Source organism: Microbulbifer mixtoriginis (SeqCode), assembly GCF_052466695.1.
The window spans coordinates 3,613,900-3,636,906 of the sequence record NZ_CP174285.1 but is presented as its reverse complement, the minus strand read 5'-3'; the positions used below and the strand labels follow the sequence as shown (position 1 = coordinate 3,636,906).

At 45.7% G+C, this 23,007-nt stretch carries 26 protein-coding genes; 2 read left to right on the top strand and 24 right to left on the bottom strand.

Annotation, left to right across the window (positions count from 1 at the left end):
* Positions 1-16: 16 nt before the first annotated feature.
* Positions 17-415, top strand: a complete 399-nt coding sequence (locus tag ACJJI0_RS15835; protein ID WP_444883332.1) for an ApeA family protein — start codon at positions 17-19, stop codon at positions 413-415.
* A 52-nt stretch (positions 416-467) separates the two neighbouring features.
* Here ACJJI0_RS15835 and ACJJI0_RS15830 read toward each other — a convergent pair whose 3' ends face one another.
* From ACJJI0_RS15830 to ACJJI0_RS15740, 19 genes are read right to left on the bottom strand one after another with little or no spacing between them, the layout of a single operon-like run.
* The gene (locus ACJJI0_RS15830) at positions 468-1,001 is read right to left on the bottom strand and encodes an acyloxyacyl hydrolase (protein WP_444883331.1); all 534 of its coding nucleotides are present in this window, start codon (positions 999-1,001) and stop codon (positions 468-470) included.
* A gap of 36 nt (positions 1,002-1,037) precedes the next feature.
* On the bottom strand, positions 1,038-2,264 hold the full coding sequence (locus ACJJI0_RS15825) for a beta-ketoacyl-ACP synthase (protein ID WP_444883330.1): 1,227 nt from the start codon (positions 2,262-2,264) through the stop codon (positions 1,038-1,040).
* Entirely contained in the window at positions 2,264-2,992 is a 729-nt protein-coding gene (gene fabG, locus ACJJI0_RS15820) for a 3-oxoacyl-ACP reductase FabG (protein WP_444883329.1), read from the bottom strand. The genes ACJJI0_RS15825 and fabG overlap by 1 nt, the downstream gene beginning before the upstream one ends.
* Entirely contained in the window at positions 2,993-3,439 is a 447-nt protein-coding gene (locus tag ACJJI0_RS15815; RefSeq protein WP_444883328.1) for a hotdog family protein, read from the bottom strand.
* Positions 3,440-3,444: 5 nt separating this feature from the next.
* Complete coding sequence (locus ACJJI0_RS15810; protein ID WP_444883327.1) at positions 3,445-4,605, bottom strand: beta-ketoacyl-ACP synthase; 1,161 nt, start codon at positions 4,603-4,605, stop codon at positions 3,445-3,447.
* 2 nt (positions 4,606-4,607) lie between these two features.
* Positions 4,608-5,159 carry an ApeN family LolB-like membrane protein gene (locus ACJJI0_RS15805; protein WP_444883326.1) on the bottom strand — a complete coding sequence of 184 codons (552 nt, stop codon included), beginning with the start codon at positions 5,157-5,159 and terminating at the stop codon, positions 4,608-4,610.
* Positions 5,144-6,373, bottom strand: a complete 1,230-nt coding sequence (locus ACJJI0_RS15800) for an NAD(P)/FAD-dependent oxidoreductase (protein WP_444883325.1) — start codon at positions 6,371-6,373, stop codon at positions 5,144-5,146. Before ACJJI0_RS15800 ends, ACJJI0_RS15805 begins: the two co-directional genes overlap by 16 nt.
* Positions 6,374-6,376: 3 nt before the next feature.
* The gene (locus tag ACJJI0_RS15795) at positions 6,377-8,641 is read right to left on the bottom strand and encodes an MMPL family transporter (protein WP_444883324.1); all 2,265 of its coding nucleotides are present in this window, start codon (positions 8,639-8,641) and stop codon (positions 6,377-6,379) included.
* Positions 8,642-8,645: 4 nt separating this feature from the next.
* Positions 8,646-9,260 carry a LolA family protein gene (locus tag ACJJI0_RS15790; RefSeq protein ID WP_444883323.1) on the bottom strand — a complete coding sequence of 205 codons (615 nt, stop codon included), beginning with the start codon at positions 9,258-9,260 and terminating at the stop codon, positions 8,646-8,648.
* Between the two features lie 2 nt (positions 9,261-9,262).
* The gene (locus ACJJI0_RS15785) at positions 9,263-9,697 is read right to left on the bottom strand and encodes an acyl-CoA thioesterase (RefSeq protein WP_444883322.1); all 435 of its coding nucleotides are present in this window, start codon (positions 9,695-9,697) and stop codon (positions 9,263-9,265) included.
* Positions 9,687-11,246, bottom strand: coding sequence for an HAL/PAL/TAL family ammonia-lyase (locus ACJJI0_RS15780; protein ID WP_444883321.1), 1,560 nt, complete (start codon positions 11,244-11,246; stop codon positions 9,687-9,689). The genes ACJJI0_RS15785 and ACJJI0_RS15780 overlap by 11 nt, the downstream gene beginning before the upstream one ends.
* Positions 11,243-12,166 (bottom strand): lysophospholipid acyltransferase family protein, encoded by a 924-nt coding sequence (locus tag ACJJI0_RS15775; protein ID WP_444883320.1) that lies wholly within the window; start codon positions 12,164-12,166, stop codon positions 11,243-11,245. Before ACJJI0_RS15775 ends, ACJJI0_RS15780 begins: the two co-directional genes overlap by 4 nt.
* The gene (locus tag ACJJI0_RS15770; RefSeq protein ID WP_444883319.1) at positions 12,163-12,903 is read right to left on the bottom strand and encodes a glycosyltransferase family 2 protein; all 741 of its coding nucleotides are present in this window, start codon (positions 12,901-12,903) and stop codon (positions 12,163-12,165) included. Before ACJJI0_RS15770 ends, ACJJI0_RS15775 begins: the two co-directional genes overlap by 4 nt.
* On the bottom strand, positions 12,896-14,602 hold the full coding sequence (locus ACJJI0_RS15765) for an ApeI family dehydratase (RefSeq protein WP_444883318.1): 1,707 nt from the start codon (positions 14,600-14,602) through the stop codon (positions 12,896-12,898). Before ACJJI0_RS15765 ends, ACJJI0_RS15770 begins: the two co-directional genes overlap by 8 nt.
* Positions 14,603-14,617: 15 nt before the next feature.
* Positions 14,618-15,163 (bottom strand): COG4648 family protein, encoded by a 546-nt coding sequence (locus tag ACJJI0_RS15760; RefSeq protein WP_444883317.1) that lies wholly within the window; start codon positions 15,161-15,163, stop codon positions 14,618-14,620.
* Positions 15,160-15,414 (bottom strand): acyl carrier protein, encoded by a 255-nt coding sequence (locus ACJJI0_RS15755; protein ID WP_252084036.1) that lies wholly within the window; start codon positions 15,412-15,414, stop codon positions 15,160-15,162. Before ACJJI0_RS15755 ends, ACJJI0_RS15760 begins: the two co-directional genes overlap by 4 nt.
* Positions 15,415-15,425: 11 nt before the next feature.
* Positions 15,426-15,683, bottom strand: a complete 258-nt coding sequence (locus ACJJI0_RS15750; protein WP_444883316.1) for an ApeE family acyl carrier protein — start codon at positions 15,681-15,683, stop codon at positions 15,426-15,428.
* A complete protein-coding gene (locus tag ACJJI0_RS15745) occupies positions 15,680-16,465 on the bottom strand; it encodes a lysophospholipid acyltransferase family protein (RefSeq protein ID WP_444883315.1) in 786 nt (261 codons plus the stop codon). Before ACJJI0_RS15745 ends, ACJJI0_RS15750 begins: the two co-directional genes overlap by 4 nt.
* The gene (locus ACJJI0_RS15740) at positions 16,455-17,186 is read right to left on the bottom strand and encodes a beta-ketoacyl synthase chain length factor (RefSeq protein ID WP_444883314.1); all 732 of its coding nucleotides are present in this window, start codon (positions 17,184-17,186) and stop codon (positions 16,455-16,457) included. The genes ACJJI0_RS15745 and ACJJI0_RS15740 overlap by 11 nt, the downstream gene beginning before the upstream one ends.
* 517 nt (positions 17,187-17,703) lie before the next feature.
* On the opposite strand from ACJJI0_RS15740, the gene ACJJI0_RS15735 reads away from it, so the two are divergent.
* Positions 17,704-18,411 carry a 4'-phosphopantetheinyl transferase family protein gene (locus ACJJI0_RS15735; RefSeq protein ID WP_444883313.1) on the top strand — a complete coding sequence of 236 codons (708 nt, stop codon included), beginning with the start codon at positions 17,704-17,706 and terminating at the stop codon, positions 18,409-18,411.
* A gap of 68 nt (positions 18,412-18,479) precedes the next feature.
* Here ACJJI0_RS15735 and ACJJI0_RS15730 read toward each other — a convergent pair whose 3' ends face one another.
* From ACJJI0_RS15730 to ACJJI0_RS15710, 5 genes are all read right to left on the bottom strand, one after another.
* A complete protein-coding gene (locus ACJJI0_RS15730; protein ID WP_252084031.1) occupies positions 18,480-20,099 on the bottom strand; it encodes a M28 family metallopeptidase in 1,620 nt (539 codons plus the stop codon).
* Between the two features lie 149 nt (positions 20,100-20,248).
* Entirely contained in the window at positions 20,249-20,992 is a 744-nt protein-coding gene (locus ACJJI0_RS15725) for a hypothetical protein (RefSeq protein WP_444883312.1), read from the bottom strand.
* A gap of 10 nt (positions 20,993-21,002) precedes the next feature.
* A complete protein-coding gene (locus ACJJI0_RS15720; protein WP_444883311.1) occupies positions 21,003-21,413 on the bottom strand; it encodes an ACT domain-containing protein in 411 nt (136 codons plus the stop codon).
* A gap of 186 nt (positions 21,414-21,599) precedes the next feature.
* On the bottom strand, positions 21,600-22,325 hold the full coding sequence (locus ACJJI0_RS15715; RefSeq protein WP_444883310.1) for a hypothetical protein: 726 nt from the start codon (positions 22,323-22,325) through the stop codon (positions 21,600-21,602).
* A gap of 74 nt (positions 22,326-22,399) precedes the next feature.
* Positions 22,400-22,885, bottom strand: coding sequence for a hypothetical protein (locus ACJJI0_RS15710; protein WP_252084027.1), 486 nt, complete (start codon positions 22,883-22,885; stop codon positions 22,400-22,402).
* Positions 22,886-23,007: the final 122 nt, after the last annotated feature.

Genomic DNA, 23,007 nt, shown 5'->3' with positions numbered 1-23,007 from the left:
CCAACAGGATATTTAAATGAAAAATTTTAAGAAAATATTGTTCTCTGCGGCTTTTGCATTAACTCTCGCTGGCTGCACCAGTAATCCAGTCATGAATATCCAAGAAAGAAGTATTCCTGACCGCCTTGATGGTTCTGCACAAACTCAGGATACCATTAAAAAATCAATTATCGCGGGATGTATAGCAAGAAACTGGACTTGTCGTGAGGTCGCCCCTGGACAAATAATCGCTTCAATTAATGTTCGCAAACATCACGCTGAGGCAGATATCAAATACGATATGGATAATTATAGTATTACTTATAAAGATAGCGACCTGCTTGATTACAATGAAAAATACTATACTATCCACAGAAATTACAATCGCTGGGTACGTAACTTGAATGATGCGATTATTAAGCAGTTATCAATTTAAAGCTTAAGCATTCTCCCAATGATATCTATCATTGGGAGAATACGAGTATTTTTTAAAGCCTTATGCCAACATTTAAGACAAATGGCATATCTATACCATCATTTTCATCAAACAAATTAGCATTTGAAAAGTGCTTCCAAGATACCATTAGTACCAGATCCTCCTTTTTCCTCCAGTTAATTCTTGCGCCATAACCCACCTGCGCCTGAAAAGAAAAGTTGTTCTCTTGGCGTCGATCGCCTAAATAGTTACTGGATATATAACTGGGGCCCAATGCTCGAACAAAGAAAAAGGGTTGCCCCCAACTTCTTTGCCTTGGGTACAGATTTAACTGCGGGTAAATGGAAAAAGCCCTTATGCGTTTATTTTCATCCGCACTAGTACTAATTTCTGTGTAACTTACACCTATATCAATATACTGCCGATAGCTCTTTTCAAACGTTTTAAAGGAGTAGTCTAAGCCAAAGGTCTTGTTATTTTGTTTTGAATCCGGCTGTGGTCCACCACCAAAACTCAACAACAAATCGTCAGCTAATACTGGCTGAGCCAAGAAAATTATTGAAACTACAGCCAGTATCCACTTCATCTACGATCCCTTATTTAAAAGTCACTCATCTATTAATTAAGAAATTCTTTTAAATATTAATGAAGTATTAATTCCACCAAAGGCGAAATTATTACTCATGACATATTCTGTATCGATGTGCTTGCCAGGGCCTTGGATAAATTCCAAGTCAGCACAATCAGAATCAATCTCTGCCAAATTCATTGTGGGATGGAACCAACCATTGCGCATCATCTGGATACTTGTCCAAGCTTCCAAAGCGCCGCAGGCACCCAGCGTATGGCCGGTATAGCTCTTGAGGGAACTGATAGGCACAGCACGACCAAACGCATTGCGAGTCGCATGGCTTTCGGCGATATCCCCCCGGTCCGTGGCAGTACCATGTGCACTGACATAACCAATCTCACTAGCATCTACGCCTGATTGAGCTATAGCTTGCTCCAGAGCCACCTGCATAGTCCCCGACTGGGGTTGGGTAACATGGCTACCGTCAGAATTAGTACCAAAGCCAACAACTTCCGCATAAATTCTGGCTCCACGTGCAACGGCGTGCTCATACTCCTCCAGAATCAGCGTGCCAGCACCTTCACCGATCACCAATCCATCCCGGTTTCTATCAAAGGGACGTGGGGTCGCTTCAGGAGTATCATTTTTTGTAGAGGTAGCATAAAGCGTATCGAAAACTGCCGCCTCAGTTGCACACAGCTCCTCTGCACCACCGGCGACCATAATAGTTTGGCTACCATTACGGATCGCTTCATAGGCATACCCAATTCCCTGGCTGCCAGAGGTACAAGCAGAGCTGGTGGTGTAAACCCGCCCACACAAGCCAAAAAATACTCCGATATTGACCGCTGCCGTATGAGACATCATTTTTATATAGCTGGTGGCATTCAGCCCATCAGTACGATAATTTAGTAGCATATTGCCAAAATCAGCAATAGCAGCGGGAGTTCCCGCAGAGGAGCCATAGGCGACACCGGCAGCACCACTTTTGAGAATGGGGTCATCCAGTAATCCAGCATCCTGTAGAGCAATCTCACTCGCGCGAACCGCCATTAATGAGACGCGCCCCATGCTGCGAACGCGTTTGCGATTGTAATGAGATGGCTTTTCAAAATCTTTTACTGGGGCACCAAGGCGAGTTTCAAGTCCCTCATACTTGTCCCAGTCTTCCATATAAACAATTCCGGAACGACAGCTCTGCAAAGACTCACTAACCGACTCCCAATCTTGGCCGATAGGAGATATTCCGGCCATTCCTGTAACAACAACACGCTTCATTAGCAGAGACCACCATTGACGGAAATAACTTGACGGGTAATGTAAGCAGCCCGCTCATGCATCAAAAAGGCTACAGTCGCTGCGACTTCTTCAGGCTTGCCCATTCTGCGGGCTGGAACCATTTTTAAAATGTCTTCAACCGGCAAATCTTCATCCAGCATATCGGTATCAATAAGACCCGGAGCAACACAATTAACGGTGATTTTTCGTTTCGCCAGCTCCAGTGCGAGCGCTTTACTCGCACCAATCAAACCAGCTTTAGACGCGGAATAGTTTACCTGTCCTCGATTTCCAGCGACGCCAGAGACCGAAGTCATCACAACTATTCGACCGGGAGCACGGCGTCTAACCATGGGCATAGTCAGGGGATGCAAGACGTTGTAGAAACCATCTAGATTTGTGTGAACGACTGAATCCCAATCCTCGGCAGGCATTGCGGGAAAAGCATTGTCAGCAGTTACACCTGCATTGCATACAACCCCATAGTAACAACCGTGTTCATCGACATCTTCTAGCAAAACATCTTTAGTTTGGTTCCGATCAGAAATATCAAACTGAAGAATTCTGCTTTTACTTCCTAGCTTGGCAATTTCCTCTGCAACTTCTTCAGCTTGGTCACGGCGGCTTCGGCAATGTAAAACGATATTATAACCATCTTCAGCTAACTGAAGGGCAATTGCCCGACCTATACCACGGCTTGAACCCGTAACTAAAATCCACTCAGACATTTAATTTCTACCCTTCAAATACTGTTCCACGTTGTCCGGTTGATATACATTTAACCGCGCGCTTTGCTCGATGGAGGGGCCCTTTATTACACACTCAAATGTCGCCATGCCATTCTCAGCCTGCAGCAAACGCTGGACTTCAATCGTCAGTTCATCGCCACAGCGATAACTTTCAACATTTGACACAAATTTACGGGTACCCAATAGAAAGCCCAGGCGAACCTCTTCGCCCCGTTCCTTGGCGTGGTAACCGGAAAATGCCGCTATTGACTGGGCCATATACTCAATTCCCACATAGGCGGGAACACGACCGTTGCGAGAAAAAATTCCGTCATCTCGGACCCGCAATTTTGCCAGCAGTTGTTCCTCATCTACTGAAACTACTTCATCGAGAAGTGACATATTTCCACTGTGTGGAACCAATTCTTCAGCAGTATATTTTTGCATATATTTTACCTCTGACTGCCCATAATTACCGAGCAGTTACTCCCACCAAACGCGAAGGAGTTACTCATTACGTAGCGCAATCCTCCAGCAGCTTCTTGGCCCTGGCAAAGATTCAGCCGCACAATCTCTGGATCATAACGCCCATCATACTGATGGGGGGGGAGTTGATCATTTTGCAGGGCAAGCCAGCAAAAGGCCGCTTCAAGAGCACCAGCAGCTCCCAATGTGTGCCCGGTTAAAGGTTTAGTGGAAGAACAAGGCAGCTGGCTTCCAAACACCCTCTCAACGGCTAAAGCCTCCATAGAGTCATTTTGTGGTGTGCCCGTACCATGGAGATTTAGATAATCAATATCGCTTGCATCCAAGCTCGCATTTTCCAGTGCTCTGCGCATACAGGCCTCTGCACCGCGCCCCTCTGGATCAGGAGCCGACATATGGTGGGCATCAGACGTGACAGCAACACCGGATAGAATCACAGGTCCAGGTTCTTTGCTCAGCACAAATATTGCGCCAGCTTCCCCAAGATTAATACCATCCCGATTAACGCTGAAGGGGTTGGTCTGGCCCCCGCTAAGTGCCCCCAGGCTATGAAAGCCACGAATCGTCATGCCACAAAGAGAATCCACACCACCAACAACCACAGCATCACAAACATTGGTAGAGAGAAGGCGCCGGGCACTGGCAAGGGCATTCGCACTGGATGAACACGCTGTAGAAACTGTAAGTTGTACGCCTTGCACACCCAGATACTTTGCCACAAAAGTACTAAGTCCTGCCATTTGCTGTTGAAGCCGGTAATTGTAACCAGTGTCTTTTTTACCACTGAGGTAAGATTCACCAGAATCGATTCCAGAAGTTGAAGTTCCCATAACCACTCCAACTCGGCTTGTACCATATCTTTCAACAAGACTACCGATCTCTGATTCGATTTGGCCCAGTGCAGCCAAAGCCAGCTGATTATTACGGCAGTGATAGGCTTGTAGCGAACTCGGTAATTCTGGCAACTTCTCCTGCACAATACCCAGGTTTCCCTGATAGTTTAATAATCGGTTTTCATCCGGTCGCATAAAAGAGCTATCACCGCTAAAAAGGGGTTTAGCTACCGATTCAGCAGAATTTCCCAGGGTACAGATGATGCCCATATGATTAAGATAGAAATTAGTCATACCTAAAAATTCCTGATGCTTAACCTGTAACCAAGTCGTTTGTGCTCAAGCTCAACCTGTGCTTCCCAAATATCATTAGTACTGTAGCGCGCCTCTGTACTTATTTCTCCATTGTGGAAGAGCTGACGGATATAATCCCCCTCAACTATGGACTCTTGCAACTTCCACCCAACAGGTAATTGTTTCTGCAGCTGAGTAACTGGCCAATATACAAACTGAATGTCTGCTAACAGTTTTTCAGGTGGCAGACTTGCCGCTCTACGCATGTAGTGATGAGTGCTGATCTCATTACCATCATATGCAATATCTAACAAACTCATACCTTCAGGGCTGAGAAGCGAAACCCTCATGTTCTCTGAAGAGAGCAAGGTGGCCGCAATCACTTCGTACACATTGTTTTGATAAACAATACGCAAATGTTGATTCATCTGACGCGGTTGCTCAGCTAAAAGAGGCGCCAAAGACCAGCCTTCAGACTTATCTTTTTCTACCCTTGGGGAAATACAACCCACCAGAGTAAAGATACTAAAATAAAGCACTAACCAGCGGAGCATATTTCCACCAGTGTATTCAATCTACGCTCTGCAGCAGCAACAAAAGGATTTTTCTTATCCCAGGCATAACCTGCCAATATTGAGCAAATCATTCCTTTAATTTCTTTTTGCTCAGTCTGATAAAAAATCACATCCTGAAAACGACCATCATACCAAGCCTTTACATACGTTTTAAAAACTTCAACACCCTGCTTTAAAGGCACAGAAAACTCTTTGTCCCAATCAACGCTCTCTCCAGAGAGTTGACGGTGTAAACATTCAGCGGCTAACTCTGCAGACTTCATTGCGATGGTAACGCCTGAAGAAAATACTGGATCAAGGAATTCACCAGCATTTCCCAAAAGAGCAAAGCCTGGACCTGCCAGCTTGGTTACATTGCTCGAATATCCACGAATACGTTGAATCTCGGTATCAAATTTTGCGTTGTATAAAGTTTTTGCCAACTCTGGTGCAGCCGAAATAGCACCTTTCAGGATCTGTTCTGGATCCTGTCCCCAAGCCGCGATCTTTTCCTTCTCACCAACAACACCAACAGAAGCTCTGCCATCGGCGAAAGGTATCAACCAATACCAAATATCTCTTTCATTGGGATTGACTGTGATAAGTATTTTATCTCTGTCAAAATTACTATCAGTAATATTGTCCTCTACATGTGTGAATACTGATTCACGTTCAGGAAACTCTGATGGACGATTCAGGTCCAGTAATCTTGGTAGAACTCGTCCAAAACCACTTGCATCCAGAACAAAACGGCCCTGGAAAGCAAGCTCTTCACCGTTGTGTTCTGCAATCAGTTCCGCACCATTTTCGGCAATATCAGCTGATACAATAGAATGACGATAATAAATCTTTACTCCCTGGCGCTCAGCTTCATCGGCCAGTATTTTGTCAAACTTGGCTCGCTGTACCTGGAAAGTTGTACCATGCCCAGGTGTGAATTTTTCACGAAAGTCAAATGAAGTCTGGGCACCATCCCATTCAAAAGCAGCACCATTTTTAAATTGGAAGCCTGCGGATTTTACTGCCTCCAACATATCTGCGTTTTCAAGAGATTCCATACACTGTGCCAGCAAACTCTCGCCGATAGAGAAGCGAGGGAACATCTCTCGCTCAACGATCGATACACTCCAGCCATTTTTAGCCAACAAAGCACCGGCTACAGCTCCAGCAGGTCCGGCACCAATAATAACAACGTCAGACTTAATTTCTTTCATTGGCTAATATCCCTTACCCCGTGTACAAAAAAATAGAAATGCCAACAACAAAGTTAATACTGTGCCCACAGCCAGGACTAACCCAAAATTTGCAATCGCCGGTGTGCCAGACAATGCTAGCAAACCAAACCCTAAAAAAGTTGTTAACCCAGCCATTGCTATCGCCAGCAGGGTATAATGCTGCTCTGCTTTCCGGCTTGTATGGCTAAATATTGCGTAATCTATACCAATTCCAAAGACAAGTAATAAAGCCGCAACATGAAATAAATTAATTGCTGATCCCTGTAAAATCACTATCGCCAGGGTGCCTAGTACTGCGCTGGATGGAAGTGCAACTATACTTAAGGCTTGCTTTATTCCTGTTTTAGTTGCCGTCACTAAAAATACAACAATGAATATTAATGGCAGTAGTTGCAACAACAGATCACGCTGTTGTGACATCACATTAGAGATACTTCTGGTAGTATCGACATAGGTTACTCCAGGCAGTAACTCTAAAGATGACAAATCTTCTGTTAAGCCATAAATACGTACCACAGAATAACAGTGATTATTTTCACAACCCAGCCATAGTCCTTTATATTGCCGACCTGCAACTGGCAACCATTCAGAGAAATTAAAGGTATTGAATGGCTGTATTTTAGAATTTAACTGTTGGTTAATATCTTGTGCAGAATAACCCAATTGCTGATAAAAAGACCTGACAGCATCCCCACTGTAAAACTTCGATAATAACTTCCAGTCAGCTTCTTGAACCTCTTTTGGAGGTATCCGGTTGGTTACCCCCTGAAAACCACTAATAATTTCCTTTTCTACTAAATAGTCCAGTTGATTTCTAAGTTCCCACTCCCGTGTTAATACTTGTTGCTCATCTTCACCAAAAACCAGAAAGTAACGGGAATCTGGCCGGGATCTAATTATAGAATTTAGATCTATTTCATCTTGTGTAAGAAATTCTGGAGGCAGGTAAAACAGTTTTAGGTCATCATTAAATTGAATTTTCTGAAGTGCCGCAGCTCCAAAAATCAACAGCCCAATCAATGGAAATAGGTAGTACTTAATATTGAGTTTAGGAAACTGACTGGAAAACGATAAAGGCCTATGCTTAATATTAATCCAGCCTGGAAATAACAGGATTACAGTCAACCAAGCCCCTATTAAACCACAGCCGACAAAAACCCCTATTTGTTGTAAAAGCGGGAAAGGTGTTAATGCAAGAGAGAAAAATGCCAAGCAGCTTGATATCAAGCCCAACAATAGCCCAGGTAATATATCCTTATCTTTTGGCTTTCCAAGCCTCAATCTATTACAAATAAAGTGAAATGCGTAATCGATTGCCAATCCAGAAACCGTTGTACCAAATACAAAAGCCAGTATATGAATTTGGCCCAAAATGATAATGACGCCAGATATGCCACTGGCCACGCCACATAGAATTGCGAATGTACAGGCTAGTAGAGGTTTTAATGAGCGAAAGACAACAATACATAGACAGCAAATAGCAAGGATCGAAAGGGAGCCAATCAGGCGTATTTCATCCTGTGCCATAACAGCAGCATACTCTGTATGCAGGGGGGCTCCAGCTACCAGCAGCGAATAACCATTTTTTTGAGCCCATTGCTTTAATTCTGACTGTAAAGAAAGAAGTGATATATCGCTCTCTCCAGTCAAATCAACTGGTGCGGCCAGCGTATAAAGCAGGGTAAAAACTTTATGTCCTTCTGTATGTACCGGAATTCCATCAAAGACTTGTGGAGTAACTCCAATGTCAGCGGTAAAGTAATTGCGAAAAGTTGAGAAAGTATCTTTCTCCAAATCGATTCCAGCGCCGTCAGGCCCGTATAATTTACTCAATTGACGCTGTATAAGTTCCTCTGGCGTAGCGTCTAATAACGCCCTATCTTCAGGGCTGAGTAGCTGTTGGCGCAGAGGAAAGAGCAGCTCCCACTCCTCTTTATAGCTTTCAGAATCAGCCCAACGATATTCAACAGACTCTAAAGATTTAGCGGCCTTTAGTTTCTGCGCCAACTTTTGGGTATGCCTGGCCAGACGTTGTGATTCTTTTCCTTCAGAAACTAAAACCCAAATTAAACTTCCCTGTAATTGCTGACTGACTTTTTTCTGGATGCCAGCACTACTTACCGAGTCGGAGTTATTATCAGCTAATAACAAAATATCTGTTTGCAGCCAGCTGGATTGATAGCGTAATACAGTTATCCCAAGAATTACACTAACAAAGGAAAGCCAAATAACAACTCGACGTGACATGAGATTATTTCTGGTTATCTTCTGAGAATTCACTCAGTAGTTGACTGTTATTAGCTTCAACTGAATGTAAATTCATAATATCTATTTCAGTAATTGCCATGTTGGCTTCAGCTAGTACTATTTTCCGAATCTTTTTGTCTCCCACGACTTCTATCGATTCAATAACCTTTCTAAAAGCCTCTTGTTTGGGAATTAAGTTAATTCGCCATTGCTCTTCTGCGATCTGAGGTCCCACTGTAAAAGTCTGATCCAGCTTACTAAAATCACCATTGATAATCTTTAATAGAGGATCAGCTAAATGATTTCCTACAATATTGCTATTGATCCGATTTCCGGAATCAGCATCATCTAGTTTAAATATTCGATGGGATTCTATTGGATTCTCTATTCGCCAGCTTAATCCTAACTCTTCAGAAATAGCCAGGACACCTGAAGAAACCAGAGGCCTGGGCAACTGGGGCAGCCTCTTTGTCTGGGAAAAAGTGCCAAGCATCTGTGGAGATGACACAATATTTTTCTCTATCTCCCGCAAAACCACCTGCTGCTCCGAAGTTAAAGCAGAAGCTACTGTGGAAAATAGAAAACAAATAACAAATACAACCAAACGCGTAACAGTCATCACTAATTTACCCCCAATTTTTCCAGCAAAATTGGAGGCGATGCGAACAGCATTTCGGCACTACTTATTTCGACAGCTACCTGTACGGTGTGGCCTTTTGTTAAGCGTACACCGGTATCTCTATCTGTTATCTTATAATTGATCTTAAACCGATTTTCATATTCAGAAATCTCAGCTTGAATAATAATCCATTGCTGAAATCGCAAAGGCTTTGCATATCGTACGCGCAAATCTATGACCGGCCAGGCAAAACCTGATTCCTTCATCTGCTGGTAGTTATATTCCAACTGATCAAACAATGCACATCGGGCTATTTCAAAGTACTTTGCATAATGCCCATGCCAAGCTATCTCCATCATATCCACATCGTGGAAAGGAATTTGTAATTCAACTTGCGCCGCCCATTTTTCAGGGCGCATCGATTTATTAGTTTTCATATAAGCGCCAATGTCTTTGCTGAATTAACGAGACGAATTTTCTCAACGGCTGTTCAAGCTCTCTATCTTCCTCCAGAAAAGAAAATTCATCTCCTATCTGCCTGATTGTGGTATTAAGAGCGGTAGATAACTTTTCCAAATCCACTCCCCCACTACGAGCTCGAAGCTGAATGCCCTGCCAAGCAACCATCAGTGCCGCTGCGGTTGTTTGCTCCGTTAACTGTAATACCCTGATACAGTCCCTGGCAGCAATGGTGCCCATACTGACCTTATCCTGGTTATGACACTCCGTTGATCTGGAAAAAACACTTGCGGGCATGGTCTGCTTTAGTGCTTCAGCAGTCCAAGCACTCGCACCAATTTGGACAGCCTTAAAGCCATGGTTAATCGATCTTCGAGGCCCGGTTACACCTGATAGGTTTGCCGGGAGCCCATTATTGAACTTAACGTCTACCAGTTGGGCTATTTGTCGATCCAGTAAATCAGAGAGGTTTGCTACCGCATTCTTCAGGCTATCCATGGCGAAGGCTATATGCCCACCATAGAAGTGCCCACCATGAAGCACCCTCTCGTTTTCACCATCGATGATCGGGTTATCATTGGCACTGTTTAGTTCGTTATGAATAAACTGCTGGAGCCAGGGCAGAGAGTCCTGTAACACACCCACTACATGGGGAGCGCACCGAAGTGAATAGCGATCCTGCAATCGGCTATTTTGTCTTGGAGCAGCACCAACATTGAGATCGTCATGAATCCACTTTGCAATCTGGTTTTGACCGGGGTGAGGCTTCACTGCAAAAAGTGCACTATCGAAATGATAGGCATTGCCATCCAACGCAACGCTCATCATGGAGGTAATACGAGCACTCAGCTGTGCTAGATACTCTGCCCGTTTGTAGGCTAAGCACGCCAAGCCAGTCATTGCGGCGGTGCCATTCATTATCGCCAAACCCTCTTTTGGGTATAGCTTCAATGGCTCAATCTGTAATTCATCGAATACCTCAGCAGTATCTCTCTGGTGGCCTCGGTACCAAACTTGGCGCTCCCCGCACAAAACCGCAGCAACATAAGACAGTGGGGTCAAGTCGCCACTGGCTCCCACAGAACCCTCTTGGGGAATTACCGGAATAATGTCTTTTTGAAGTAACAAAACCAATTGCTGCAACAGCCGATATCGGATCCCTGAACTGCCCTTTGCAAGGCTGGCAATCCGGGCAGCAACAATCGCTCTACTCTGCTCAAGAGTAAAGACTTCCCCCATTCCACAACCATGGAAGGTAAATAATCGATGAGGTAACTCTTCCACCAGATCTGCAGGAATACTTTCGGTACAAGAATCACCATATCCAGTGGTTACTCCGTAGATCACACCTTCCTTCTGCCAAAGGCTATCCAGGAACTCGGCACCGCGATTTATCCTTGCGACAAAGCTCTCTTCATCAGATAGAGAGATATCTCCACGGCCAGCTGCAATGGTATTTACCTGATCAATAGATAGATCTGTGCCATCAAAGACTATTTGGGTTCGTTGTAGTACTGCTGAATTCATTTTTGTTGATCCCAGAACGGGTAAAAGTTATACCATTGCAAAGGTGCTATATGACAATAGCGCTCCAACCGTCGTGCAAACTCCTCGACAAGAGAGCGAATATGTCCCTCTCTATCACCGCGTTTCATCACAACGCGATCGCAGAGTTTTTCCATATAGATATCGTATCCGGAAGTACTGCGTAGACAGAAAAGTGTGTACACCGGGCATTTGAGCAGCGCAGCAAGAATATAGGGCCCCTGGGGGAAAGGCGCTTTTCGCCCTAGGAATTCTGCCTCGCAGGTGCGCCCCATAGAGTTAATAGGTGTTCTATCGCCGACAATAACAACCAGCTCCCCGGCTTCAACAGCCTCGGAGAGTCGCATCGCTAAAGCGGGAGTTACTTCTGTCACCTGGATAAGCCGCACTTGACTCAGGGGGTTGAGCATCTTCATCATGCGATTAAATTTCACCGCATGCTTTGTATGCACCAACACATTTACCCGTACCTTTGTCAGGCTGCCAAGTGCCCTACAAACCTCCAGGTTCCCGAGGTGAGAGCCAATAATTAATCCACCCTGGCCACTAGCGGCCAACTGGTGAAGACCTGCTCTTTCTGGGAAATTTACCTGACTATCCGGGATACCCACAAACCAGGCTTCAAGTTTTTCTCTGGCACTGTTAGCAAAATTAAGGAAAATTTTAAATCCGGTTTTCCAATTCGGTTCTATACCGCTAGATGGGTAGCGTTTAGTGAATAATTTCAAGTACTCCTGAATCGAATTGCGGCCACCCTGATTTTTTAGGTAGTAGCATAAAACTACCGGGTATACCGCAACTTTAAAGGCAATCGGACCCAACCAGTGATGTAACCAGAATAAGAACTTGATACCCAGAAAAAAGCCTTGTTCCCGGTATTTTGACCAGTGTAAATTACTCACGCTTTTCGCCCTACTGTCGAAATACGCAGAGTTCTGGCCAGCATGCCAAAAAATAGACGGGTGTGCATTGCCGATATAAGGAAGTTATCCTCAAATCCCCGGAAATGGGAAACGCCATCTATTGGGTAGCTCACATTAACAGGTACCTGGCAGAGACCGCCTTTGCTCCAATACCACCGTACCAAGATCTCTGGATCAAAATCCATTCGATCACCAGTATACTCGTGATCTAACAAATCTACAGTCCGAGATAAGGGATAACAACGCAGCCCACACATGGAATCCTTAATCTCCAGAGAAAGAGTATTAATCCAGATCCATACATGAGTTAGATAGCGTCCCCACAAACGAACTTTAGGAACTGATTTATCGTATTGCGGATAGCCACAAATCAGTGAGTCAGGGCACTTTCTGCTTTTCTCAAGGAATTGAGGTATATCAGCGGGGCTGTGTTGACCATCGGCATCGACTTGAATTCCATGACTATATCCAAGCGCTTTCGCAGCTCGCAGACCACTTTTTACCGCGGCACCTTTTCCACCATTCGCCTGGCGAACAACCAAGTGAACCCGGGGACCGTAGCTCTGCTCTAAGCGTTGTAGTTCAATTCTACAGGGTTCATCACAGCCATCATCTACCAGAATGTAAGGCAGGTTAAAGTTATCCAGAGATGCCAGCGTCTCTGCGATCGCCCCCTCATGATTATAAACGGGTATTACAAAACAAAAGTTAGACATGGCTGAAGCACAACCTACCACTGCTATATTCTATGTTGCCATCTTGAGTGTTCCGAAAAGAATAATTTAATTTGTTCTTTTCCAGGCTGAACTCCAAAGACAAAGTGACAGCATCACCGGGCATCATTAACTGCTTAAATTTAATCACTTCCATTTGGGTAAACGTACTGCCGGCTTTTACAAGTGGGCGGCCAAAATGCATAGCCCAATCCAGCTGTACCACCCCCGGCACTACCGGGGAGCCTTCAAAATGACCATCCAAGCAAGGCAAATCGTCATTAACCGTAAAATTAACTTGACGAGTATTATCTAATATTTCGCTGCTAATAATCTGTGGCACCATTGCTGCCGGAATTTCATCAAAAAGTTGCATTAGCAGGTCTCTCGTTATTTTTCCCTGTAAGTTAACGGGGATTTCATCAACAAAACGCCAAGAACGTGGCACAGCCACGCCATCAAGATCCTTGGCCAGGGTTTCTCTAAGTTTACGAACAAGAGAAGCCTTTCCTTTCTTTTGTAATAGTTCTTTCCCGGATTCCGTTAGTGTGGCAACAGCGGCAACTATTTTTCTTTTACGCTCCAGAACAAGTGCATTGGCTTTTACAATATATGAGCTACCAACTAATAGGGACTCAACTTGTGTAAGAGAAATTCTTTTCTCTTCAATCTTAACAATGCGATCAGCCCGCCCCTTAAGTTCAAACATACCGTCTGTACTTATTTGTACTTTGTCCTGACAAATAAACTCCTTGGGTAACCACGGAGAAGAGACTTTGAGTAATCCATCGCTGGTTTTTGCAATGTTCACTCCTTTTAGTGGACTCCAACTTTTCTGACGTAATTGATTACGCCAGGCAATCCCCCCGGTTTCAGTGCTTCCATAGACCTCTATGGGCTGTATTCCACACAACTGATCAATCGCCTTTGCGTCTACTTCCAGTAAAGGCCCCCCAGAAGAAAAGATATCTACCAAGGATTTTCCCAACGCCCATGGCCAGGAAGAAATACGGCGGCTTAACTGTGCAGGGCTTGCAACCCACACGGCAGGCCCCCACTTGTGGGCGTCTTGGAGTAATCCCACAATATCCACATAAGTCTTACTAACAAATCGACGCCCGCTGGCTAGTGGCCACAGTAATTTAAACAGTAAGCCATATATATGCTGATGGCTTACAGTTGCCAAAGTAGTTGTATTAGCTACCCGGGGTGACCACTTAAGATTATGGGCCTTAACCTCATTGAGCAATTGATATAAAGTTTTATCAACGGTTTGTGGTTCACCACTGGTTCCTGATGTGAATAATTGAATACCAGCATCAAAACAACTGGGAACAGAAAGCTCCTCTCTACATTGATCCGGAATATTTATACTAAATGCCGAGCTATCTTCCCAGCTGCCCAGTAATAGGGTTTGCTCACCCAGTTTTTGCTGGGTAAATCGCTTATTATTTGCCGGTATAACAACGACGTCACAACAAGACATAGCAGCAAAAAAGAGCAGGCTAAACTCGTAACTATCTTCACAGAAAATGGCAGCTCTTTTGAACCCAGTTTCGTTTAGGGATTTTTTTAGCTTTCGCTCAATAAATGCCAATTCACGTTTAAATTGGGCGAAAGAAATTTCCCCACGACTTGAATAGCTAACTATTGCTTGGTCATTCGAGTAACCAAACACTTGTTCAAACTGTATTTTGTCCACGGCCTTAACTCACGCCTAATTTTGGACACGACGACGCAGTAGCCATTCACCGCCCACCATAGTTCCGATTAGCACATATGAAACAAGGCCATTGTAAAGAGTCCAGACTTTCATATCGCCGTTTAAAACAGTTGCCAGTGCGAGGCTTCCATTAATTAAAAAGAATAGGCACCATGCCTTGGTAACCTTTCGTGTATATAGAATACCTTCAGGTGGTAAATCTGGAGTCGTAAGGCGAGCAAGCCGTTCTACTAATGTTTGTGGTTGACTCAAACTGTATAAAAACAGTGAAAATAGAATCAGGTTACAAAGTACTGGATACCAAAGAAGTCCACTTGAATCGCCCCTTAACCAGGAGACGCCAACAACAAAAGCCAAGGCCACGGCCATTAGCTTGGTGCCAATCGCCTTATTCGCGCCGCCAAACAATACCCTTGAAACCGCAACAATCAACAGCAGTAACAGAATACTACTTAAAGACAAGTATTCTATGCCAAAATAAATTGCCACAGGGTACAGTGTCAGAATAATGACCAATATTAGCTGCGCGAATCGACTCACTTCTCCGCCATTACCTTTTCAATTGCACCAACTACATCTCCAACAGTTCTTACACTTTTGAATTCTTCAGGTGCAATTTTCTTTCCAGTAAGCTCTTTTAAACGAACTATCAGGTCAACCGCATCAATGCTATCTATATCCAGATCATCAGCAAGGTGGGCTTCTTCTGTTATATCCTCTTCATCAACCTCAAACATCTCAACAAGGATTTCGGTCAATTTTGGGAAAATGTCTTCTCTATCTTTCAACATACATATCTCTCTTACGCGCGGCTACCATTAACAAATTTTGCCAGGCTGTTCACACTAGCAAAATGTGATTTGGTATCTTCATTTTCCGCATCGATAGATATGTTATATTTCTTCTGCAATGCCAGACCTAGCTCAAGCGCATCAATGGAATCCAAACCTAGACCTTCACCAAATAAAGGCTCATCTGCGATGATTTCCTCTGGTGTAATATCCTCTAGGTTTAGAACCTCAATAATCAGTGTCTTTAGCTCTTCAACCAAATCATTCACGCAGCACACTCCTCAGTATAAAATGCTTTTAATTCTTGGGTAACTTGCCTGGCTACCAATGGGCTTTCGCTTTTTTCTTTCATCTTGAGAATCTCCCAAGATTCAGAGACATCAAATTCAAAATGTGGCCGTGATAACGGAATGCTGTACCATGGGATATTTTTCATCAGCATTGGCGGGTTGCAGCGAATGGTAACCAGAGTCGGACTAATACCAGAACGAAGTGCCATATAGGCAGCCCCCCGCTGGAACTTGAATGGTTTCCCTGGCACAGAGCGGGTTCCTTCCGGAAATAAAACCACTGACTCCCCTTTTTTCAAAGATTTTGAGGCAATCTCAATTATTTTTTCCGGGTCATCATTGGGAATATAACCCGCAGTCATTACAGCTCCACGCATAAAGGGATTTCGAAATAGACTCGCCTTTACAATACAGTTTGCATTAGGTATTCGAGATATAAGAAAAACGACATCAATAAGAGTGGGATGATTAGCCAGTATTAATTGACCGGGCTCTTGCAGTTTAATCTCACCCTTGAAATCATAAGTAAATATCCCTGTTTTGTGCATAAACCCAATAAACAAACGGAAGGCATGATGTATGATTAACCTCGCCTTACGCATACGTACATTTGCATTAGGGTATAAAATTCTGAGAGGAGGAAATAAAATAAATCGAAGGATCAGACCACCAAAACCAAATAGACTAAACGCAACGGCAGTGACTATCAGCCTAAACCAATACCGATCATACCTCTTGCCAGACTCCAAATTAGTTTGCATTGATTAGTAACTCCCACCCTTTGGCAACAGGTACTTTTCCTGAATTTTTAATAAGTGCGCTTAACAGAGGTAACTGATAATCTGCCTCTTCAAATGCCGTTTTTAGTCTGACACTCGAAGAATTTACCAAAGTCACTCCACTACCCTTACTTCCCTCAACTGGTAAGGTTAAGAGTAAAGCTGTAGCACAAACACCTGAGGGACTTTGGGTGCTAGGGTGATACATTTCTGGCAGGGGTTCCTCACAAAATATCAGCAGTATTTCTTTTGCACCTTCCCGCAAAATACCGTTAGCTTCCATTAAACCTGCCAGTAATGGATAGTCACCACCCGCTAAAGCGAGAGCTGGAGATCGTACTTTATTCGCTATAGACAATTGGCCGGCGATCGCATTGTGTACTGATAAACCAAACGCCGTAGGGGATAAATCTTCTTCCGCAGCAACCCCCTGTAGAAGAGAGTAAGTTCTCATCGCCTCTCCGTGCACAGAGCAACACAGCAGGGGGATATCTCTCTGCTGCAGAAGTGGGTAAGCACTATTAAATACGGCTTTAGACAATGGGCTCAGGCGGCGCCTGAGCATCGCCGGAAGAAAGGAGACATCAGCCAAGGTATCTTCCTGCAGTTCTAACTCGCCACTGTGCCATCGATGCCAGTCCGCAGGTTCCGAAACCCCCGAATACCAAGCTCGCCAATCGGAAATTATAAATTCAATAGACAAACTACTCTTATGGAGCTTGGCTCCAACCCTCAATATCAAGCCTTAGTATCCAGCCAGCTCTACCATTGTTTTTAGGTGGCTTTTTGAGCTTTTCGTGACCGGCAACAGGGCGGGAATGGTACACAAAATGATCAATCCCCGCTAGCAAAAGAACCTTCAATTGGGACTGGTGAGTTTCTTTATTACACCTAAGTACACGAGAACTATTCCTTAGGACATTTCTCGTATACTAACGCCCTTAATTTCACTGACATAAGGTCAGCTTAAGCCTTCGTCGGCCACTAAAAATGACAAATCCCTCACCAAGAATAAAATTCCCTTAAGGTGACAATTTAAGGTAAAAAACTCTAAATTTAAGAATGATTCTTAATTGCCCAATCCGGCATTTATGGTCTATTTCTGAGGCATTTCTGAAGATGTACCCCATCTTTTCCTCAACCATTTACCGTGAGAGCCGTTCTGCTATTCAGCTTTGTTAGTGATTACAATCTAAGTCTGAATCGATAGATAAGACTTTATGCTTTATTTTACTTGCTCTTCATTCAAAAATTGGCCTGAGGATTGGCAGGCGAACTCATCTTTCTTATTGAGTGACACGGAACATTTACGTTTAAAAAACATTCGCAACCCGAATCGGAGGATGCAATTTTTAGCCGGGCGCCTACTCGCGAAAACCCTTATTGCTGAACGGTTCGGATGCCACCCTTCTGATCTGGAAGTTGACCCTAAGAACCCTACAGTTGCCAATTTCTCAGGAACCCCTATTGTCAACCTCTCGATCAGCCATACGGCAGACTACCTTGCAGTCTCCATTGGAAAAATTCCAGTTGGTATTGACTGTGAAAGAGACCATCCCAAAAGAGATTGGCTGGCAATAGCCCAGAATTACTTTAGCGCCTATGAGGTGTCCTGGTTACAAAGCTTACCGAAAGCCCTCTTAAAGCAAGAGTTTATAAAATCTTGGACCATAAAGGAGGCGCTTGCCAAGTGCAGTGGTGATCCACTGGGTAAGCTGCTTAAAGTCTCTTCACTCGTCGGCCAAGTAGAAAATTGGCCTGAACCCTATTCTGAATACCGATGTTGGAGTGGGCAGCCTGAAGAAGATATCTACCTTTCACTTGTAGTTAGGCCTAGGCCCCATTTTACTTCTAAAGAGGTAAAAGGAACTTACCGCAATAGTTTTAAAGGCCCTGCAACTCGAGAAATTCGGCTGAAAGCTTCATGACCTGGAGATTCCCCACGCAAATTTGCCAGATATCGAGGGAATCTCCAATAACCACTAGTGCACGTTAACTACTGGCTAAACAGGTCCCCAAAGAAATCTCCCTCATACCATGAAGGCTTATCCTTAGCATCCGCCACTTCCCTGGCAATTAGATAATTAACTTCGGTGAACTGCCTAGCAGCTGCGTAGCTCACCCCAGCATCAGGCGCATCTCCGGGTTTGTGATAGCTCTCTTTCAGGAATGCCACTTGTTTAGCGGTACCATCAATATTCGGATCCTGAGCTTCGCGCCCAGTAATTAGGTAAATAGAGGGCACACCGCGGCGAACGAAATTATAGTGATCACTACGAACAAAGATCACTTCTTCAGGCATGGGATCAGGGCTCAATTTTAAACCGCTGAGTTTTGCCGCATGCTCCGCAATCTGGCCAAGGGACGAATGCTCGGCACCAAAGGCAATAATATCGCGGAATGGGTAGAGCAGCATGGGCATATCCAGATTGATATTGGCCACGATGGACTGCAGAGGTACGGTAGGGTATTCGGCAAAGTAGTCCGAGCCGAGTAATCCCTTCTCTTCTCCGGTCACCGCAACAAACAATAGAGAGCGTCGCGGTGCTTGGCCAGACTCCGCAAACAACCGTGCGGTTTCCAGCATTACTGCGATTCCTGCAGCGTTATCTTGAGCGCCGTAATAAATCTGGCCATCTTCTTTTTTACCGATATGGTCCAGGTGTGCAGAGAAGACCACATATTCATTTTTAAGCACCGGGTCGCTACCCGGTAATACGGCCACAACATTGGGGCTACGCACTTCCTCGTGCCTAGAGCTTGTACTCAGGGCAGCACGGTATGGCAGCGAAAATCCACGGGGATTTTGACCTTTTTCCATAATGCTGAAGATAGCTGCGAGGCTCTGTTGGGCACCGTCGAAGAGTTTGCTCGCCGCATCGATATCAAGCAATACACCAGGATACAAACCGGGGATAGCGCTGCCCGGCTCGCCTTTTCGGTTTACCCAGTCGAAAGTCTCATCGTGACGATGCTCCGCATAGCGCACGAAGGGGCGGCGCTTCTCGCGCTCGGGGGTATAAATGGTGATATAACCCACCGCACCATGACGAGCAGCGGTCTCACCCTTGTTGCGACTTGATGCATAGTGAGCCCCCACTTCACTGGGCAGACTCTTCGGGCGACCACTCAGTATCACTGCAATCTTACCCTTCACATCCAATCCGGCATAATCATCTAGGCCATAGTCCGGCGCTTCAATTCCGTAGCCAACAAACACCAGCTCGGCCTCCAAGCGTGCCTGCTCACTGGACGCAGAAGGCGAGGTGATAAAGTCCTCCCCGAAGGCAAAGCCGACCTCACCTTTACCCCCCTTTAAAACAAAAGTCGGCTCAGTGCCATTCCAGCTGGCACTACGGAAAGGTACATCCTGAAAATACCCCTGCTCACCAGCCGGAGCGAGCCCCATGGATTGGAACTGCGCGGCCACATATTGCGCCGCCTTGAGGTAGCCTTCGCTGCCTGTGTCTCTTCCCGCCAGTTCTGCAGAAGCCAGGTAATTCACATCCCGACTGATGTTGTCGATATTCGCGCTTGGGGCTGTGCTGGTGGAAACTGGCATACAGGCCACCAGCAGCAACGACAGCAGGCCGCTGAGCAGGACTTTTCTTTTCATCGGATTACTACTTCTCGAATAAATCTTTGCGGTCTGCCAGACAGAACCAACACCGCACCAAAAAGGAGCGCAATCTTACCACGTTCAGACTTAGTGCAGAGCACCAAGATGTGAGTGATCACTTACTTGAAAGGGTTAATATATAGAATTCAGGCGGCCTTGTAGAGCTCAGGAAAGGCTCGGCTTATTGCTGCGGTCACTTCCTCATGGGCCCGATCCGCACAAAACTCTCCATGGGCTGCCAGAAAGTGTAGGAAGGGCAGCTGTAGCAGGCGCTCAAAATCCTCCTGCAGCCAACAGCGTTGGTCCCGGCCTTCAGGAGTCATCCGTGTTCGCCAGGCAGGCGGTACCTGCATCCCCGAGCGCATACCGGACAGTCGCAGCAGATTTCGGCCAAACCAGCTACAACCGCTCCACTTCCCCCAATACTGCAGAGCATCACAGCCCAGCAACAGGCCGTCATTGAAGGGCAGCCACCAGAATGCCTCTGGGTAACGGCTGTAACGCAGTTCCACGAAGCGACTGCCGGGTATTGGACAAATTCCACCATCCCTCACCAATCTATCGGCACTGGGTGGATAAAAGTTCGAACCGGTCTGCCGCCAAAAAGTCAGATCAAAATGGTCACGGTAATAAAGATCATCCTGGCCGTGATGGTAGCCAAGACGCACTGCATGAGCTATTTGGCCGAGATCCTGCAACTTCTCTTCTTGCGCTGGGCGCAGGCGTATCGGGTTCACCAGTATCAGCTCTTCCTGCCAACGCACAATGGCCATGTTGCGGTTAATGGTAACCGCCGGTGCCAGTTTTACGGTCCCAGGGACGAAGAACAGGTCTGGTAGTAGTTGGCGAATCTCGCCGTGGGGCTGGGGTTCAGGGTAATTAATACGCACTGGCAAGCGCTCAGGTGTAATACACCCGATTACTGAGTCCGCGTAAAAGCTGTAAGGCTCGCTGCGCGCTCTCTTCAGGGACAAAGACATGATCGTGACGCAGGGCATTTACCATATTCGCCACTATGCCCGCATCAGCCAGCTCCCTGGCGACTGTAGCGGTAAGGCCCACCGCACTGAGACCGGAAAAGACCTGCAGGGTAATTTGTCTGAAGGGCCCGCTGGAAGCAATCCCATACTGCTGTGCCAAGCATCTGGGTAAGATCGCGCTCATCCCCTCGCCTTCGCGGAAGATACACAGGCTTTGAGTCAAGACTTCTTCGAGCCGAGCATCCGACACCTGGCAAAACACGTAGGTTTCCTCATGTAACTTTGGGCACATATTTCTCAGGATATTTGCGAGGGAAACTTCTGCAGTCATATCCGGTTTGCCGTTAAAAAAACCTGCTGTGAAAATACTCAGCAAATGGTTAACAGTCAGAAACCACCTAGTGTAATTATCCAGAGGGAACATTTCCCAAAGGTAAAACTACATGGCCATAAGACTTGCTGGATCATCACGCTCCATTAATGGATGACAAAACCACTGTCTCAGAGGTTTTTTATTTTAATTTCGCTGACGGGCTTTCACCCTCTTTTTATTGGTTTTTTTCAGTTCCTCTCCTTCTAGCTCTGGCTCGCCCGGAGCTGGTGCAGTATTCACCTCTAAATCGGGGGAATCTTTCTTTTCCCAGCGTTGCAACATTCTATCAATCGCTTTTTCCAGACGCACACGAGGGAACTCGGGACAGGGAGCACCCTTGCCAGGATCATGCCAGGCAGATAATGGTGCAACAAAAACAATCAGAGATTTATGCAGGCGATCCCGACCGATACTCACTTCCGTCCAGGTAGTCTGCCAGGCAAATTTACCTCGCACTGAATAATCGCTCTCATAGGATTTCAAGGTGAGAAAATAGGGATATATTTTTCCTCTGCGGCAAATGATTCTACGACCGGTTTTTATATTGGCCATTTGGGTGAAAGGATCAAAATACCAGTGGATATCGTAGCCAAAAGCAAATTGCATTTTTCCTTCATGTGGGAGAAAAGCGTAGGAGCGGCCAGTACCATCGGGTTTTAGACTCCATACATGGCGGGCCTCCCCATCTCTGGAGATTAGCCAGGCACCTACCCACTGGCTGGCATTCAGCTGGGATTGAGCGTGCCAGCCCGCATTGCGCTGCTGTGTCTGTTCACTCTGTTTTTCTTTTTTTTTCTGCTCCTCCTTGGCAAAAGCTGAAAATGCTGTGAGCAAAAATACCAGAGTCAAAACCAAGGACTTTTGCATCACAGCTCTACTCCAATGTTCGGCGCTCTCCTCCTTGAGTGGAAAATTCCTGTTTTTTTCTTACTCGGATCCAAAAATCAGCTGGCAATGTTGGGGCAGTTACTACCCGCTTTAGGCGTGCTCCAGTCACTCAATCGGCGCTGGAAACTCAGTAACCCACCGCCAGCCTGCAGCCAGTGTCGCCCATCTATTACGGCAAATAACAGAGTGGAGCGGCTCCAACCACGAAACGCCACCGAGACCACACCGCCCTTACAGCTAACGGAAGCACCGGTGCGGACCCGCACACGATCACCATCCAGTTGCCAGTTAATGGCAAAGCCATGGGTCAATCTGCCACCGGAGTTAAAGCCATAGGCATAACCGGAGCCATCGGCATTGAGTTGCCAAACCAGTTGGTCGTCACCTTCACTCACTACCAACCAGTTGCCCGCCCACCTTTGTTGAGCTGATTCCGCCGTTGCCATCGAGGGCAATAATAGGAACAGCATTAAGGCAATGGCACAACTCTGTCGTATGGAGACAAACACAAAATTCGAAGGGGGATTACGCAAATACTTCATGCGCTGCTCTACCGTAAGTGCTCCACGGTAAGAACCGCGGAAAGGGGTTGCTGTAAACGGCGGCTGGCGTCACCGCCAATTTTCCTGGCCGGTTACGGCCACAGGCCAAAAAAACCGGCGTG